The organism is Pseudomonas sp. HD6422, from assembly GCF_025377065.1.
GTDB lineage: Bacteria > Pseudomonadota > Gammaproteobacteria > Pseudomonadales > Pseudomonadaceae > Aquipseudomonas > Aquipseudomonas putida_U.
The window spans coordinates 1-15901 of sequence record NZ_JAHWIW010000055.1 but is presented as its reverse complement, the minus strand read 5'-3'; the positions used below and the strand labels follow the sequence as shown (position 1 = coordinate 15901).

At 64.0% G+C, this 15901-nt stretch carries 12 protein-coding genes and 1 pseudogene; 9 read left to right on the top strand and 4 right to left on the bottom strand.

From position 1 onward, the window contains the following. Entirely contained in the window at positions 1-489 is a 489-nt protein-coding gene (gene dadR, locus KY379_RS25860; protein WP_003258963.1) for a transcriptional regulator DadR, read from the bottom strand. A gap of 153 nt (positions 490-642) precedes the next feature. Between dadR and dadA the strand changes: the two genes are divergently transcribed. From dadA to KY379_RS25835, 5 genes are all read left to right on the top strand, one after another. Beyond that, positions 643-1947 carry a D-amino acid dehydrogenase gene (dadA, locus tag KY379_RS25855; RefSeq protein WP_133325423.1) on the top strand — a complete coding sequence of 435 codons (1305 nt, stop codon included), beginning with the start codon at positions 643-645 and terminating at the stop codon, positions 1945-1947. 147 nt (positions 1948-2094) lie between these two features. After that, positions 2095-3168, top strand: coding sequence for an alanine racemase (gene alr, locus KY379_RS25850; protein WP_133325421.1), 1074 nt, complete (start codon positions 2095-2097; stop codon positions 3166-3168). A gap of 112 nt (positions 3169-3280) precedes the next feature. Then, the gene (locus KY379_RS25845) at positions 3281-3829 is read left to right on the top strand and encodes a cupin domain-containing protein (RefSeq protein WP_133325419.1); all 549 of its coding nucleotides are present in this window, start codon (positions 3281-3283) and stop codon (positions 3827-3829) included. 137 nt (positions 3830-3966) lie between these two features. Further along, positions 3967-4389, top strand: coding sequence for a c-type cytochrome (locus KY379_RS25840; protein ID WP_196171396.1), 423 nt, complete (start codon positions 3967-3969; stop codon positions 4387-4389). Between the two features lie 139 nt (positions 4390-4528). Beyond that, the gene (locus tag KY379_RS25835) at positions 4529-6394 is read left to right on the top strand and encodes an acetyl-CoA hydrolase/transferase C-terminal domain-containing protein (protein WP_261239255.1); all 1866 of its coding nucleotides are present in this window, start codon (positions 4529-4531) and stop codon (positions 6392-6394) included. A gap of 74 nt (positions 6395-6468) precedes the next feature. On the opposite strand, the gene KY379_RS25830 is transcribed toward KY379_RS25835, so the two are convergent. Next, the gene (locus KY379_RS25830) at positions 6469-7041 is read right to left on the bottom strand and encodes a xanthine phosphoribosyltransferase (RefSeq protein WP_133325415.1); all 573 of its coding nucleotides are present in this window, start codon (positions 7039-7041) and stop codon (positions 6469-6471) included. Positions 7042-7103: 62 nt separating this feature from the next. Continuing rightward, a complete protein-coding gene (gene rep / locus KY379_RS25825) occupies positions 7104-9113 on the bottom strand; it encodes a DNA helicase Rep (protein ID WP_133325413.1) in 2010 nt (669 codons plus the stop codon). A 254-nt stretch (positions 9114-9367) separates the two neighbouring features. Here rep and KY379_RS25820 point away from each other — a divergent pair, with 254 nt between their 5' ends. Continuing rightward, on the top strand, positions 9368-11035 hold the full coding sequence (locus tag KY379_RS25820; protein WP_261239253.1) for a putative bifunctional diguanylate cyclase/phosphodiesterase: 1668 nt from the start codon (positions 9368-9370) through the stop codon (positions 11033-11035). A 117-nt stretch (positions 11036-11152) separates the two neighbouring features. Here the strand turns inward: KY379_RS25820 and KY379_RS25815 are convergent, their stop codons facing one another. Then, positions 11153-12541: a NorM family multidrug efflux MATE transporter gene (locus KY379_RS25815; RefSeq protein ID WP_261239251.1), complete on the bottom strand. Its 1389-nt coding sequence runs from the start codon at positions 12539-12541 to the stop codon at positions 11153-11155. A gap of 152 nt (positions 12542-12693) precedes the next feature. On the opposite strand from KY379_RS25815, the gene KY379_RS25810 reads away from it, so the two are divergent. From KY379_RS25810 to KY379_RS27550, 3 genes and pseudogenes are all read left to right on the top strand, one after another. Further along, complete coding sequence (locus KY379_RS25810) at positions 12694-13620, top strand: LysR substrate-binding domain-containing protein (protein ID WP_133325407.1); 927 nt, start codon at positions 12694-12696, stop codon at positions 13618-13620. A 169-nt stretch (positions 13621-13789) separates the two neighbouring features. Next, positions 13790-14830 (top strand): annotated as a pseudogene (locus tag KY379_RS27555) (Cache 3/Cache 2 fusion domain-containing protein); the annotation flags it as partial. Then, a complete protein-coding gene (locus tag KY379_RS27550; protein WP_397466254.1) occupies positions 14828-15691 on the top strand; it encodes a methyl-accepting chemotaxis protein in 864 nt (287 codons plus the stop codon). The pseudogene KY379_RS27555 and the gene KY379_RS27550, both read left to right, overlap by 3 nt. Positions 15692-15901 lie beyond the last annotated feature (210 nt).

Below are 15901 nucleotides of genomic sequence, written 5' to 3'. Positions count from 1 at the left end.
TCAGTCCGGAATCGGCAGGCAGAGGCTTTCCTTGACCTCTTCCATGACGATGTAGCTCTTCGATTCGCGCACGTGCGGCAGCTTCAGCAGGATGTCGCCGAGCAGCTTGCGGTACGACGCCATCTCCGAAATGCGCGCTTTCACCAGGTAGTCGAAGTCGCCCGACACCAGGTGGCATTCCAGTACATGGGGCAGCTTGAGCACCGCGCGGCGGAATTCCTCGAAGGTATCGCCCGACTTGTAGTCCAGGCTGATTTCCACGAACACCAACAGGCTGCCCTTGAGGTGCTGGGGGTTCAGCCGGGCGTTGTAGCCCATGATGATGCCCTCGCGTTCCAGGCGGCGGACGCGCTCGGTGCAGGGGGTGGTGGACAGCCCAACTTTCTCGCCCAGTTCGGTGAAGGAAATACGCCCGTCGTTCTGCAGGATGCGCAGGATGTTGCGGTCGATCTTGTCCAGTTCACGCTTGCTCTGGTGCTGGGTTCTCATAGGGGATGCCCCTCCGTGAAAGGCGATTTTGCCGAGAATTCTCGCCAATAATAGGCTTTTATATAGTGAATTGCACTGGGCCTGTCTTTTTATACTGCGCCCATCCATGCCATTTCAATAAACAGGCCGTGTAGCCGGTGCGAGGATTAGACGATGCGAGTTCTGGTATTAGGTAGCGGTGTCATCGGGACCGCCAGTGCCTATTATCTGGCGCGACAAGGTTTCGAAGTCACGGTGGTCGACCGTCAGCCAGCGGTCGCCATGGAAACCAGCTTTGCCAACGCCGGCCAGATCTCGCCCGGCTACGCCTCGCCCTGGGCTGCACCGGGTGTGCCGCTCAAGGCCATCAAGTGGCTGCTCGAGCGCCATGCGCCACTGGCCATCAAGCTCACCGGCGACGTCGACCAGTACCTGTGGATGGCGCAGATGCTGCGCAACTGCACCGCCAGCCGCTACGCGGTGAACAAGGAGCGCATGGTGCGCCTGTCCGAGTACAGCCGCGACTGCCTCGACGAACTGCGCCGCGAAACCGGTATCGCCTACGAAAGCCGCACCCTGGGCACCACCCAGCTGTTCCGTACCCAGGCGCAAGTGGATGCCGCGGCCAAGGACATCGCCGTGCTCGAACAGTCCGGCGTGCCCTACGAACTGCTCGACCGTGACGGCATCGCCCGCGTCGAACCGGCCTTGGCCGGGGTCAAGGATATCCTCGCCGGCGCTCTGCGGCTGCCCAACGACCAGACCGGCGACTGCCAGATGTTCACCACAAAGCTGGCTGAAATGGCCATCAAGCTGGGTGTCGAGTTCCGTTTCGGACAGGACATCCAACGCCTGGACTTCGCCGGTGATCGCATCAATGGCGTCTGGATCGACGGCAAGCTGGAAACCGCCGACCGCTACGTGCTGGCGTTGGGCAGCTACTCGCCGCAGATGCTCAAGCCCCTGGGCATCCGTGCGCCGGTGTACCCGCTCAAGGGCTACTCGCTGACCGTGCCGATCACCAATGCCGACATGGCACCGACCTCGACCATTCTCGACGAGACCTACAAGGTTGCCATCACCCGTTTCGACAACCGCATCCGCGTCGGCGGCATGGCCGAGATCGCGGGCTTCGACCTTTCGCTGAACCCGCGTCGGCGCGAAACGCTGGAGATGATCGTCAACGACCTTTATCCTCGCGGCGGCGATCTGAGTCAGGCCAGTTTCTGGACCGGCCTGCGTCCCGCCACCCCGGACGGCACGCCGATCGTGGGCGCAACCGCGTTCCGCAACCTGTTCCTCAACACCGGTCACGGCACGTTGGGTTGGACCATGGCGTGCGGTTCCGGTCGCCTGCTGGCGGACCTGATTGCGCGCAAGAAGCCGCAGATCAGTGCCCAAGGGCTGGACATCTCGCGGTATGGCAATGAGCGGGAAGTGGCCAAGCACGGTCGGACCGAGCCTGCCCACCAGCAGTAAGGTCGTCTGTACCGGCCTCTTCGCGGGCAAGCCCGCTCCCACAGGTACCGCGCAACCTGTGGGTCTGCGCAAACCCTGTGGGAGCGGGCTTGCCCGCGAAGAGGCCAATACCGTTTTCAACTTGTGAACCAGCATAAGGCAGCCCCCATGCGCCCCGCCCGCGCCCTGATCGACTTGCAAGCCCTCCGCCACAACTACCGCCTGGCCCGAGAACTGTCCGGTGCCAAGGCCCTTGCCGTGGTCAAGGCCGACGCCTATGGCCACGGCGCCGTGCGTTGCGCCCTGGCCCTGGAGCCCGAAGCCGACGGCTTCGCCGTGGCGTGCATCGAGGAGGCGCTGGAGCTGCGTGCCGCAGGCATCAAGGCACCGGTCTTGCTGCTGGAGGGCTTCTTCGAGTCCAGCGAGCTGGCACTGATCGCCGAACACGACCTGTGGTGCGTGGTGCATTCGCTGTGGCAGCTCGAGGCCATCGAAGCGACCGCCGTGCGCAAGCCGCTGACCATTTGGCTCAAGCTCGACAGCGGCATGCACCGCGTCGGCCTGCACCCCAAGGACTATCACGAGGCCTATCAGCGTCTGCTCGCCAGCGGCAAGGTCGCTCGCATCGTGTTGATGAGCCACTTCGCCCGGGCCGATGAGCCGGACGTCGATGCCACCGAGCAACAGATCGCATTGTTCCAGGCCGCCCGCCAAGGCCTCAGCGCCGAATGCAGCCTGCGTAATTCCCCTGGCGTGCTGGCCTGGCCGCAGGCCCCCAGCGACTGGGTCCGCCCTGGCATCATGCTGTATGGCGCCTCACCGTTCGAGACACCCCAGGCCCAGGCCGAGCGCCTGCAGCCGGTGATGACCCTGCAATCGCGGGTGATCAGCGTGCGTGAGCTGCCCGCCGGCGAGCCTGTGGGCTACGGCGGCAAATTCATCGGCCAGCGTCCGACCCGGGTGGGTGTGGTCGCCATGGGCTACGCCGACGGCTATCCACGTCATGCTCCCACGGGCACGCCAGTGGTGGTGGCCGGCAAGCGCGCATCGTTGATTGGCCGGGTCTCGATGGACATGCTGTGCATCGACCTTACCGACGTGCCTGAAGCCACTGTCGGCAGCCCGGTCGAGCTGTGGGGCAAGCAGGTGCTGGCCAGCGATGTGGCCCAGCGCGCCGGGACGATTCCCTACCAGATCTTCTGCAATCTCAAGCGGGTGCCGCTGGACTATTTCGGCGAATGAGCCGCTGAAGCGGTCAGGTTGAGGCGTGGTGTGTTGTAAATACTGAACGGCGTTGCCATGATATCGTTCACATCCACCCCGCCCATCCCTACCGATTCAGGAGGCTCCAGCTTTGGACGTCGGCGAACGACTGCAAGCCATCCGCAAGCTCAAGGGCCTGTCCCAGCGTGAGCTGGCCAAGCGTGCGGGTGTCACCAACAGCACCATCTCGATGATCGAGAAGAACAGCGTGAGCCCGTCGATCAGCTCATTGCGCAAGGTGCTGAGCGGCATTCCCATGTCCATGGTCGAGTTCTTCTCCGTAGAGCTGCAGGCCGAAAGCCCCGCGCAGATCGTCTACAAGGCCCACGAGCTGATCGACATCTCCGACGGTGCCGTGACCATGAAACTGGTCGGTAAATCGCACCCCAATCGCGCCATCGCCTTTCTCAACGAGGTCTATCCACCCGGCGCGGATACTGGCGAGGAGATGCTCACCCACGACGGCGAAGAAACCGGCATTCTGCTCGAAGGCCGTCTTGAACTGGTGGTCGGTACCGAAACCTTCATCCTCGAAGAGGGTGACAGCTACTACTTCGAAAGCACCCGACCGCACCGATTCCGCAATCCTTTCGATGAGCCGGCACGGTTGATCAGCGCGGCCACCCCCTCGAACTTTTGATCCAGCGCAGTGCATTGATTCGGCAATACCCCTTTCCGGTGTAGGGTCGTATCCACGGGTTCCGGGTTCCCGCTATACTTTTCAACGCTCGCATTACCGTGGCCGCGGGCGTGATTAGCCACCATGAGGGTGTACGCGTGAACCAAATCAAGAAGATGCTGGCCGTACCAGCAGCCGTTTTCGCCCTCTGGGCACTGGGCGCATCCGCCGCCACCAACGATGACCTGGCCAAGCGCCTCGAGCCGGTTGGGCAGGTGTGTGTGCAGGGCCAGGAGTGCAAGGGGATGGAAGTGGCCGCCGCCGCAGGTGGTGGCGGTGCCAAGACCCCCGATGAAATCATTGCCAAGCACTGCAACGCCTGCCATGGCAGCGGGCTGCTGGGTGCACCGAAGATCGGTGACACCGCCGCGTGGAAAGAACGCGCCGATCATCAAGGTGGCCTCGATGGGATTCTCGCCAAGGCCATCACCGGGCTGAACGCCATGCCGCCGAAAGGGACCTGTGCGGATTGCACGGACGAAGAACTCAAAGGGGCGATCCAGAAGATGTCGGGGTTGTGAGTCAAAGCTGAATTGCACCAAGCCCGCCATCGATGGCGGGCTTTTGTTTTTGGGTTGCCAATACCGGCCATTTCGCGGGCAACCAACCGCCCAACCTCGTGTCCAACCCCTGAACCAACGGATGTTTCAGGAGGCCCGGATGCACCTCTGCTCCCTCGACCAGGCCGTCGAGCAGGTCCTGGCACGATTGCCGGCCCATATTCACATGGGCCTGCCGCTGGGCCTGGGCAAACCCAATGCCTTCGTCAACGCCCTCTATGCCCGTGTGCGCGAACTGCCCGAGCGCCGTCTGACCCTCTACACCGCGCTATCCCTCGGCCGTCCATCCTTGGGCGATGGTCTGCAACGACGCTTTCTCGAACCCTTCGTGGAGCGGGTGTTCGCCGATTACGAAGAACTCACCTACCTCACCGACCTGCGCAACGACAACCTGCCGCCCAATATCCGCGTCGAGCAGTTCTTCATGCAGCCCGGCAGCCTGCTGCACAGCGAAACCGCGCAGCAGGACTACGTCAGTAGCAATTACAGCCACGCCGCTCGTGACATCAATGCCAAGGGCCTCAACCTGATCGCCCAACTGGTGGCCGCTACCCCGGAGAAACCCATTCACCTGAGCCTGGCCTGCAACCCCGATATCACCCTCGACCTCTTGCCGATGATCGCCAAGCGCCGCGCCGCCGGGGAAACCATCCTGATGCTCGGCCAAGTGCATAGCGAGCTGCCTTACATGCCAGGTGATGCTGAGTTGCCCATCGATGCCTTCGACCTGCTGATCGACGAGGCCGAGCAACGCCGGCTGTTCTCCACGCCGAACATGCCGGTGACCCTTCAGGATCATTGCATCGGCCTGCATGCCAGCGCCTTGGTACGTGATGGCGGCACCCTGCAGATCGGAATAGGCGCCATGGGCGATGCACTGGCTGCGGCGCTGCTGGCGCGTGAACGCGACAACGCCGCCTACCAGGCGCTGCTCTCGACACTGGGCATCGCAGCCTGGCAGACCCTGATCGAGCGTGAGGGTGGCCTGGACGGCTTTGCCGAAGGCCTTTATGGCTGCAGCGAGATGTTCGTCAACGGCCTGTTGGCTTTGGTCGAGGCCGGGGTGGTGCGGCGTCCGGCCGATGAGCACGGTGCTCTGGTGCATGGCGGGTTCTTCCTGGGGCCTCAGGCGTTCTACCAGCACCTGCGCGATATGCCGCTGGAGCAGCGGGCGCGCTTCGCCATGACCCGCATCAGCTTCATCAACGAGTTGTACGGCGACGAGCAACTCAAGCGCCGCCAGCGCCGCGACGCACGCTTCGTCAATACCGTGTTCGGCATGACCCTGCTCGGTGCCGGGGTGGCAGATCAGCTCGAAGACGGCCGGGTACTCAGCGGGGTGGGCGGGCAGTACAACTTCGTTGCCCAAGGCCACGCTCTGGAAGGCGGGCGCTCGATCCTGCTATTGCGCAGTTGGCGCGAGGCGGGAGGCGAGGTGACTTCCAATCTGTTCTGGCAGTACGGCCACTGCACCATTCCCCGGCACCTGCGCGACATCGTGGTGACCGAATACGGCATCGCCGACCTGCGTGGGCAGACCGATAGCGAAGTGATCGCGCGGTTGTTGGCGATCAGCGATTCGCGCTTCCAGGGCGAGCTGATGGCGCAGGCCAAGGACGCGGGCAAGCTGGCCAGGGATTTCCAGCTCGATTCACGGTTCACCGACAACACACCGCAGCGTCTGGAGGCGCTGCGTGCTGAGCACGGACGGATGTTCCCCGAGTATCCACTGGGGACCGATTTCACGACGCAGGAGCAGGATCTGTTGCGCGCGCTGAACTGGTTGAAGAGCAAGCTCAAGCTGAGCGAGGTGCTGGAGTTGGGCAAGGCCACGCTGGAGGCGCCGGGGCCGCAAGGGTACGAAGCCCATCTGCTGCGGATGGGGCTGGAAAATCCGCAGGGGCTCAAGGAGGAACTGTATCAGCGGTTGCTGCTGGCGGGGTTGGCTGCGAGCAGGCATTCGTAAACGCCGGGCCCGCTCCCACAGGTGCTGCAGAGAGCCCTGTGGGAGCGGGCTTGCCCGCGAAGCAGACGACTCGATCAGTCGATGAAGCTGACCACACCGCCTTCCAGCGATTTCACCCGGGCCAGCGATTCGACGCGATAGCCCTGGCTGTCCAGCTCGGCGCGGCCGCCCTGGAACGACTTCTCGATGACGATCCCCAGGCCGGCCACGGTGGCGCCGGCTTGCTTGATGATCGAGATCAGCGCCTGGGACGCCTTGCCGTTGGCCAGGAAGTCGTCAATTACCAGCACGCGGTCGCTGCTGTTGAGGTGACGCGGCGAGATGGCCACGGTGTTCTCGGTCTGCTTGGTGAAGGAATACACCGTGGCAGTCAGCAGGTTCTCGGTCAGGGTCAGCGACTGGTGCTTGCGTGCGAAGATCACCGGTACGCCCAGTTTCAGGCCGGTCATCACTGCCGGGGCGATGCCCGAGGCTTCGATGGTGACGATCTTGGTCACGCCGGCATCGGCGAACAGACGGGCGAATTCGTCACCGATCTTTTGCATCAGCGCCGGGTCGATCTGATGGTTGAGAAACGCGTCGACTTTGAGAACCTGATCGGAAAGCACGATGCCTTCTTCGCGAATCTTCTGCTGCAGTGCTTCCACTGTGTATCTCCGATGTAGCTAGGTGGCCGCACGAAGCGGCGAAGTTAAAGAGTAATGGTTGATCAGCGTTTGAGCATTGCCCGGATATCGGCCAGGGCGTTGTTGCCGCGTGCGGCTTTGACTTCCACTGGCGCATCGTCCAAGCCTTCCCAGGCCAGGTCTTCCGGCGGTAGTTCATCGAGGAAGCGGCTGGGCGTGCAGTCGATGATCTCGCCGTACTGCTTGCGCTTGGCGGCGAAGGTGAACGCCAGGGTCTGGCGTGCGCGGGTGATGCCCACGTAGGCCAGGCGGCGCTCTTCCTCGATGGTGTCGGCCTCGATGCTGGAGCGGTGGGGGAGGATTTCCTCCTCCATGCCCATGATGAACACGTAAGGGAATTCCAGGCCCTTGGAGGCATGCAGGGTCATCATCTGCACACCTTCGGCGTTCTCTTCCTCTTCCTGCTGGCGCTCGAGCATGTCGCGCAACACCAGCTTGCCGATGGCGTCCTCGATGGTCATGTCACCCTCTTCGTCCTTCTCGAGGGTGTTCTTCAGCGCTTCGACCAGGAACCAGACGTTGCTGATGCGGAACTCGGCAGCCTTGTCGCTGGCGGTCTGCTGGCGAATCCAGTTCTCGTAGTCGATGTCGCGGATCATCTCGTGCAGCGCGGCGATCGGGTCTTCCAGGGCGACCTTGTGGCGTACCCCATCGAGCCAGTGCTTGAAGCGCTGCAGACGTTCGGTGTAGCGGGCATCGAGGTGCTCGCCCAAACCCAGCTCCTCGCTGGCGGCGTACATCGAGATGCGTCGCTCGGTGGCGTAGTTGCCGAGTTTTTCCAGGGTGGTCGAGCCGATTTCCCGGCGGGGCACGTTGATCACCCGCAGGTAGGCGTTGTCATCGTCCGGGTTCACCAACAGGCGCAAGTAGGCCATCAGGTCCTTGACCTCCTGGCGACCGAAGAAGCTGTTGCCGCCCGACAGGCGATACGGCACCTGGTGGTGCTGCAGCTTCAGTTCGATCAGCTTGGCCTGGTAGTTGCCGCGGTAGAGGATGGCGAAGTCGCTGTACGGCCGGTTGGTGCGCAGGTGCAGGGTGAGGATTTCCATCGCCACGCGTTCGGCCTCGGCTTCCTCGTTCTTGCAGCGGATCACGCGGATCTCGTCGCCTACGCCCATTTCGCTCCACAGTTGCTTTTCGAAGGCGTGCGGGTTGTTGGCGATGAGCACGTTGGCGCAACGCAGGATGCGGCTGGTCGAGCGGTAGTTCTGCTCCAGCATCACCACCTTAAGGGAGGGATAGTCCTCCTTGAGCAGCATCAGGTTCTCGGGCCGCGCGCCGCGCCAGGCGTAGATCGACTGGTCGTCGTCGCCGACCACGGTGAACTGGTTGCGCATGCCGATCAGCATTTTCACCAGCAGGTACTGGCTGGCGTTGGTGTCCTGGTATTCGTCGACCAACAGGTAGCGCACGCGGTTCTGCCAGCGTTCGAGCACGTCGGGGTGCTCCTGGAACAGCTTGACCGGCAGCAGGATCAGGTCGTCGAAGTCCACCGCGTTGAACGCCTTGAGCGTACGCTGGTAGTGGGTGTAGACGATGGCGGCGGTCTGCTCGCGCGGGTTGCGTGCATTCTCCAGCGCCTGGGCGGGCAGGATCAGGTCGTTCTTCCAGGCACCGATCATGTTCTTGATCTCGTCGATGCCGTCGTCGCCGGAATATTCTTTCTGCATGATGTCCGACAGCAGCGCCTTGATGTCGGATTCGTCGAAGATCGAGAAGCCCGGCTTGTAGCCCAGGCGCTCGTGCTCCTTGCGGATGATGTTCAGGCCCAGGTTGTGGAAGGTGCATACGGTCAGGCCACGGCCTTCCCCGGGACGCAGCAGGGTGCCGACCCGTTCCTTCATCTCGCGCGCGGCCTTGTTGGTGAAGGTCATTGCGACGATGTACTGGGCACGAATACCGCAGTTCTGGATCAGGTGGGCAATCTTGCGCGTGATCACGCTGGTCTTGCCCGAGCCGGCACCGGCGAGCACCAAAAGAGGGCCGCCGACGTAGTCACGGGCTTCCTGCTGCCGGGGATTGAGTCGGGACATGCTAGAAACCGGGGGTCGCCAGAAAATAGCCGCGCATTCTAACAGGCATGGGGCGGTTATGGCGCGACCGTCTGACGCGTGAGTCAGACTTTTGCAAGCCAAGGGCTATTACTGACGCTTCGCAGAAGTGGCAAAATCGCATTGCCGGTTGGCCCCGATTCGCGCAGGATGCACGACAGAATGCGTCGGGAGCCATTGTTGCGCTAGCATGCCCCCGGCTAGAACGTTTCCGTCCACGCCCCTAAGGAGCCCGCTTGTCCACGCCTGTCGAACCTGTGCGTTTGCTGCTGTTGGCTGATGAGCCGGAATGGGCTGCCCTGTTGCGCCAATGCCTGTTGCCCCTGGAGGGCAGCGCGGTGCTGTTGACCGCGCCGAACTGGGAGGCGGTGGACAGCATCTTCAGCCATGACCGCCAAGCGGTGATTCTTGCCACCCCGGCTTTGCAGCCGGCACCTGGCCGTTGCGAGCTGCCGACCATCCTGTTGCTCGAACACGAGCCGGAAAAACCACCGACCGCAGTCAGCGACTGGCTGGTGCGCGAGCAACTGACGGCCGACTCCTTGCGCCGCTCTCTGCGCCATGTGCGTGAGCGCGGCGTGCTGGTGGCCACCCTGCAGCGTCTGGCCGAACAGGACCCTCTCACCGGCATCGCCAATCGCCAGGGCTTCCAGGCCCTGCTCAGCGCACGCTTGGCCGAACACGATGGCCGCGGCGTTGCGCTCGGCCACCTGGACCTGGACAACTTTCGCCACGTCAACGATGCCCTCGGCCATCAGGGCGGCGACCGCCTGATCCTGCAGGTGGTGGCGCGTCTGAAACAGCAGTTGGAACCCGGCGACCAGCTGGCGCGCCTGGGCAGCGATGAGTTCGCCCTGCTGATCGACACCCGCCGCGATGCCAACCGCGCCGAGTCCGTGGCCGAGCGCATCGTCGAGGTGCTCACCGAGCCCTACTGGATCGATGGCGAGAGCCTGCTGCTCGGCTGCAGTCTGGGCCTGGCCCATGCTCGCGCTCAGGCCGGCCCCGACCCGTTGATGTGGCATGCGCACATTGCCATGCGCCAGGCCAAGGCCAATCAGGGCTGTACCTTCCATGTCTACGACGAGCGCATCAACCGCAACGCCCGCAGCCTGGCCGATCTCGAAGGTGAGTTGCGCCGCGCATTGCGTCGCGATGAACTGGAACTGCACTATCAACCGAGACTGAACCTGGCCGACGGCGCCATCGTTGGCCTCGAGGCGCTGGTGCGCTGGCGCCATGCCGAGCGCGGCCTGTTGCCGCCCAGCGAGTTCGTGCCCTTGGCCGAGCAGAGCGGGTTGATCGTGCCACTGGGCTACTGGGTGATCTCCCGTGCCCTGCGCGATATGCAGGCGCTGCGCGAAAGCGGCCTGGAACCGCTGCACATGGCGGTGAACCTGAGCTTCCGCCAGTTCCAGGATAGCCAGCTGCTGGCGACCCTGAGCCGACTGATCATCGAACATGGCGTGGATGCCCGCTGGCTGGAGTTCGAACTGACCGAAACCGCCGTGATGCGTCGCAACGAGCTGGTGCGCCAGACCATGGACGCGCTAGGGCGGCTCGGCGTGCGATTCTCGCTCGACGATTTTGGCACCGGGTTCTCGTCGTTCGTGCACCTGAACAGCCTGCCGATCGCTTTGCTCAAGGTCGACCGCAGCTTCGTCGCCGAGATGGAGATGCGCGAGGAGAACCGCAAGCTGGTTCACGCCATGATCAACCTGGCCCACAACCTCAACCTGGAGGTGGTGGCCGAAGGCGTCGAGAGCCCCGAGCAGATGGCCTTGCTGCGCGAGTTCGGCTGTGACCAGGTGCAGGGCTTCCTGGTGAGTAAACCGCTGCCGGTGGAGGAACTGGTGGAGTATTTGCGGCAGGTGCCCGAGCGGGATTTGGTGGCTGCGCTCTAGGGCCCTTTCGCGGGACAAGCCCGCTCCCACGGGTACTCCACGGTTTTCAAGCACTGTGGAGTACCTGTGGGAGCGGCGGTTCGGCGCCCCGACTTGTCCCGCGAAGAGGCCATGACGTCAGGCCGAAACCGCAGCTCCGGCACGGTTCTGTGCCTTGCGCATCATCCGCTTCACCCGCCACTCGAAGCCAAACGTCAGCGCCACGGCCGCGCACGCCAGGCCCAGCGCCAAACCCCACCAAACGCCCAGCGCGCCGCCGCCGAGGGTGAAGGTGAACAGCCAGGCACTCGGGGCGCCCACCAGCCAGTAGCAGACCAAGCCGATCAGGAAGGTGGTCCTGGCGTCCTTGAGCCCGCGAATCGAGCCCATGGCGATGGTCTGCATACCGTCGAACAGCTCGAACCAGGCGGCCACCATCAGCAATTGCACCGCCAGCTGGAAGATCGCCGCGAAAGCCGGGTCATTGCGGTCGATGAACAGCCCCACGAGCGCTTCCGGAAGCAGCCAGAACAGCGCGGCGAAGCCGAACATGATCGTCGCGCCGAACGCGATTCCCACCCGCCCGGCGCTGCGCGCCGCCAGCAGGTTGCCGCCGCCGTAGTAGAGGCCTACGCGCATGGTCACCGCGTAGGAAAGGCCGGTTGGTACCATGAATGCGGTCGAAACGATCTGCAAGGCGATCTGGTGCGCTGCCAATTGCGTGCTACCGAGCACACCCATGCACAGTGCCGCGAAAGCGAACAGGCCGACCTCCACCATGTAGGTGCCGCCGATCGGCAGGCCCAGCCGCCACGACTCACGCAGCGCCGTGAGCGAAGGGCGCCACAGCCCCTGGCGCAATGGATAGGCGTCGTAGGTGGGGTGCCAGCGGATGTACAGTGCCAGGGCAATGGCCATGCCCAGCGAGACGATCGCGGTCACCAGGCCGATGCCCATCAGGCCGAGCTTGGGCAGCCCGAACATGCCTTCGATCAGGGCATGGTTGAACAGGTAGTTGAGCACCGTGCCGACCAGGCTGATGACCATCACCGGGGTCGAGTGACCCAGCGCACTGGTGAAACCGCGCAGGGCCATGAAGGTCAGGTAGCTGGGCAATGCCAGCGGCAACAGGGTGAGAAACTCTGCCGCCGCGGCGACGTTGTCCGGTTGCTGGCCGAACAGCAACAGCACCGGTTCGAGGTTCCACAGCACCAGCGCCGCCATCAGTGCCAGGCCCCAGGCCAGCCACACACCGTTCTGCGCAAGACGGGTCGCTCCGGCGATGTCGTTGGCGCCCTTGCGGATGGCCACCAGGGTGCCGACGGCGGCGATCACGCCGAGGCAGAAGATCGACACGAACGAATAGCTCGCCGCACCCAGCCCCCCGCCGGCCAGCGCCTGCGGACTGATGCGTGCCATCATCAAGGTGTCGGTGAGCACCATCAGCATGTGCGCCAGCTGCGAGGCGACCAGTGGCCCGGCCAGGCGCAGCAGGGCCTTGAGTTCCGTGGTGGGCGCGACATGCATGGGGCGATCCTTGTTCCAAAGGTGAGCGAGGCGACGATTCTGAGGCTTCGGTCAACATTGCACAAAAGGATAAAAGCGATGATTGGCATGAGTTGAACTCATGCATATATGATTCTCGGCATTGCTCCCACCTCCCGCTGTTCAGGTGCCACATGTCCAGACAGTTACCTCCGTTGTATGCGTTGCGCGCATTCGAAGCTGCCGCACGGCTAAGCTCGTTCACCCGCGCCGGGGAAGAGCTGTCGATCACCCAGAGCGCGGTCAGCCGGCACATCCGCACACTCGAGGATCACTTCGCTTGCCGCTTGTTCGTGCGCAGCGGTCGTAGCCTGCAACTGACCGAAGCGGCGCGGACACTGTTGCCAGGCGTGCGCGAAGGCTTCGCCGCTCTGGAGCGGGCCTGCGACACATTGCGCGGCGAAGACGACATCCTGCGCATGAAGGCGCCTTCGACCCTGACCATGCGCTGGCTGCTGGCGCGCCTGAGCCGCTTTCGTCACTTGCAACCGGGCAACGAAGTGCAATTGACCAGCGCCTGGATGGACGTCGACCACGTCGATTTCAACCAAGAGCCGTTCGACTGCGCGGTACTGCTCAGCGATGGCGTGTTCCCGTCGGACTGGGAAGTGCGGCGGTTGTTTGCCGAACTGCTGATCCCGGTCGGTGCACCGGACCTGCTCGACCATGGCCCATGGGACGAGCGCCGGCTGGCCGGTATCGAGTTGCTGCACCCGACCCCGGACAAGCGCGACTGGCGCGAATGGCTGGAACGCATGGGCCTTACCGACAAGGTCTCTCTCAAGGGCGGGCAGGTGTTCGATACCCTGGAGTTGGGCATGATCGCGGCGGCACGGGGATACGGCATTTCCATGGGTGACTTGTTGATGGTGGCCGAGGATGTGGCCCAGGGACGGTTGAGCTTGCCGTGGCCCACGGCGGTACCCAGCGGCATGGACTACTACATGGTGTGGCCCCGGACTCGACCCGGTGGTGAGCGCCTGCGGCGACTGAGCCTGTTTCTGCAGGAAGAGGCCGCAGCCGTGGCACTGCCGGACGTGAGCATCCTGTCTCGGGCTTGAGTGTCTTTCGCAAAGGTTTGCGAATACCCACATTCAGCACTCAAGTATTGGTCTGCGGCGCCGATCTAATGGCACCAGCGTCCCGAAAGAGGACGTGATTTTCCCGTCCAAAAAAAGCGGGTGGTCAGCGTGATCAGGACGATCCCGGCCTCTTGCCAGGAGCTTCTAAATGTCTAAACCGCGTGCCCGAATCGCCTCCCAGCTCGGTGTCGCCCTTGCCATCGTGCTGGCGCTGGTGATCACCGGCAGTACCCTGTTCGCCCTGCGTGCGCTGGACGACGCCAACTTCGCCACGCGCCAGCAACACCTGGGCAGCGAGGCACGGCTGCTGGCCGACCAGTTGGCGACCTTCCACAGCTCGCTCAAGGACAACACCCAGCGCCTGAGCGGGCTTTTCGAGCGCCGTTTCGCCTCGGGTCTGGCGTTGCATGCCGATGAGCTGATCGATGTGGCGGGAGTGGCGACACCGGCGCTGTACCAGGGCGATCACCTGCTCAACAACGACTTCCACCAAGTCGACGAATTCCAACAGATGACGGCCGGTATCGCGACGCTGTTCGTCCGCAAGGGCGATGACTTCGTGCGCATCAGCACCAACCTGAAGAAACAGGATGGTACCCGCGCCATCGGCACCCAGCTCGACCGCCAGCATCCAGCTTATGCCAAGCTGATGGCCGGGCAGATGTACGTGGGCCGCGCGGTCCTGTTCGAGCGCAACTACATGACCCGCTATGTGCCGGTCAGCGACGCTGCCGGGCGGGTGATTGCCGTGCTGTTCGTCGGCTTCGACTACACCGATGCTCAGAATGCGCAGTTCACCAATCTCAAGCGCTTCCGCATCGGCCAGACCGGCTCGTTGGCCTTGCGCGACGAGCAGGGTCAGTGGCTGGTGCCGCCGGCCAACGCCGAGCAGGACCTCTTCAGTGTCTCCGCGCCGTTCGCCGAAGGCCCCTGGACCGTGGTGGCGAGCATGCCCAAGGCCGAGATCCGCGAGGTGACCTGGAGCGTCGGCGTGCGCCTGGCCATCGGCAGCCTGCTGGCGATGCTCCTGGCGGTGGCCGCCACGCTGTGGCTGCTACGGCGCAAGTTGCGTCCGCTGGACGATCTGGTGCGCCAGGCCGAGGCCCTGGGCGCCGGCGACTTGAATGCACGCCTGGTGGTGACCAGTCATGACGAGATCGGCCAGCTGGCAGGCAGCTTCAACAAGATGGGTGAAGCCCTGGCGACCATGGTCGAGCACATTCGCAGTGCCTCCGAGCAGGTCAGTGGCCGCGCCCGCTCTCTGTCCGGGCTGTCGGCCGGCGCCTGCGAGGGCATGGATCAGCAATCCGGTGAGATCACCAGCATGGCGGGTGCCGTGGAGGAGTTCAGCGCCACCTCGATGAACATCGCCGACAACATGGCCGGCACCGAGCGCATGGCCCGCGACAATGCCCAGCAGACCCGTATTGGCCGCAGCGCCATGGACGAGGCGTCGCGTTCGCTGCACCAGATCGCCGAGGCGCTGGGCGGCACGGCGACAGTGATGGACAGCCTGGGTGCACGTTCCCAGGAGATCGGTGGGATCATCAGCGTGATCACGGCGATTGCCGAGCAGACCAATCTGCTGGCGCTCAACGCGGCTATCGAGGCAGCGCGGGCAGGTGAGCAGGGCCGAGGGTTCGCCGTGGTCGCCGATGAAGTGCGTGGTCTGGCAGCGCGCACCCGCCAAGCGACGGATGAGATTTCCGGAATGATCACCAGCATTCAGCAGCAGACCGGGCATGCGATCACCACCTTGGAGCAAGGTAACCAGTTGATGCGTGAAGGGCTGGAGCGCAACGACAAAGTGGCCGAGGCGCTGGCGCGCATCGATGAGCAGAGCCGGGCGGCGGGGGAGCAGTTCGCCGTGATCAGTACCGCGACCCAGGAGCAGAGCAGTACCGCCACGGTGCTCAGCCGCAACCTGCAGAGCATCGCCCAGGCCAACAGCGAACAACGCGACGTGGCCAATGAGCTGGCCTTTACTGCGCGGGAGTTGGAAGGGTTGGCGGCGCAGTTGCGTCAGGAAGTGGATCGGTTCCGGGTGTAGCAGGTTGCAGCCTGTACTGGCCCTTTCGCGGGGGGGGGGGGGGGGGGGGGGCGGGCCCCGGGGGGGGGGGGGGGGGGGGGGGGGGGGGGGGGGGGGGGGCGCGCGGGGGGGGGGGGGGGGGGGGGGGGCGGGGGGGTGTGGGGGGGGGGGGGGGGGGGGGAGGGGGGGGAGGTGGAAAGAGGATAGAGAAGGGAGAGTAGAATGGAGGAC

Coding starts and splice junctions, on each gene's coding strand:
- KY379_RS25835 (WP_261239255.1), top strand. CDS start 4,529: ATGCACCTCTGCTCCCTCGACCAGGCCGTCGAGCAGGTCCTGGCACGA.
- KY379_RS25810 (WP_133325407.1), top strand. CDS start 12,694: ATGTCCAGACAGTTACCTCCGTTGTATGCGTTGCGCGCATTCGAAGCT.
- rep (WP_133325413.1), bottom strand. CDS start 9,113: ATGTCCCGACTCAATCCCCGGCAGCAGGAAGCCCGTGACTACGTCGGC.
- dadR (WP_003258963.1), bottom strand. CDS start 489: ATGAGAACCCAGCACCAGAGCAAGCGTGAACTGGACAAGATCGACCGC.
- alr (WP_133325421.1), top strand. CDS start 2,095: ATGCGCCCCGCCCGCGCCCTGATCGACTTGCAAGCCCTCCGCCACAAC.
- KY379_RS27550 (WP_397466254.1), top strand. CDS start 14,828: ATGGGTGAAGCCCTGGCGACCATGGTCGAGCACATTCGCAGTGCCTCC.
- dadA (WP_133325423.1), top strand. CDS start 643: ATGCGAGTTCTGGTATTAGGTAGCGGTGTCATCGGGACCGCCAGTGCC.
- KY379_RS25815 (WP_261239251.1), bottom strand. CDS start 12,541: ATGCATGTCGCGCCCACCACGGAACTCAAGGCCCTGCTGCGCCTGGCC.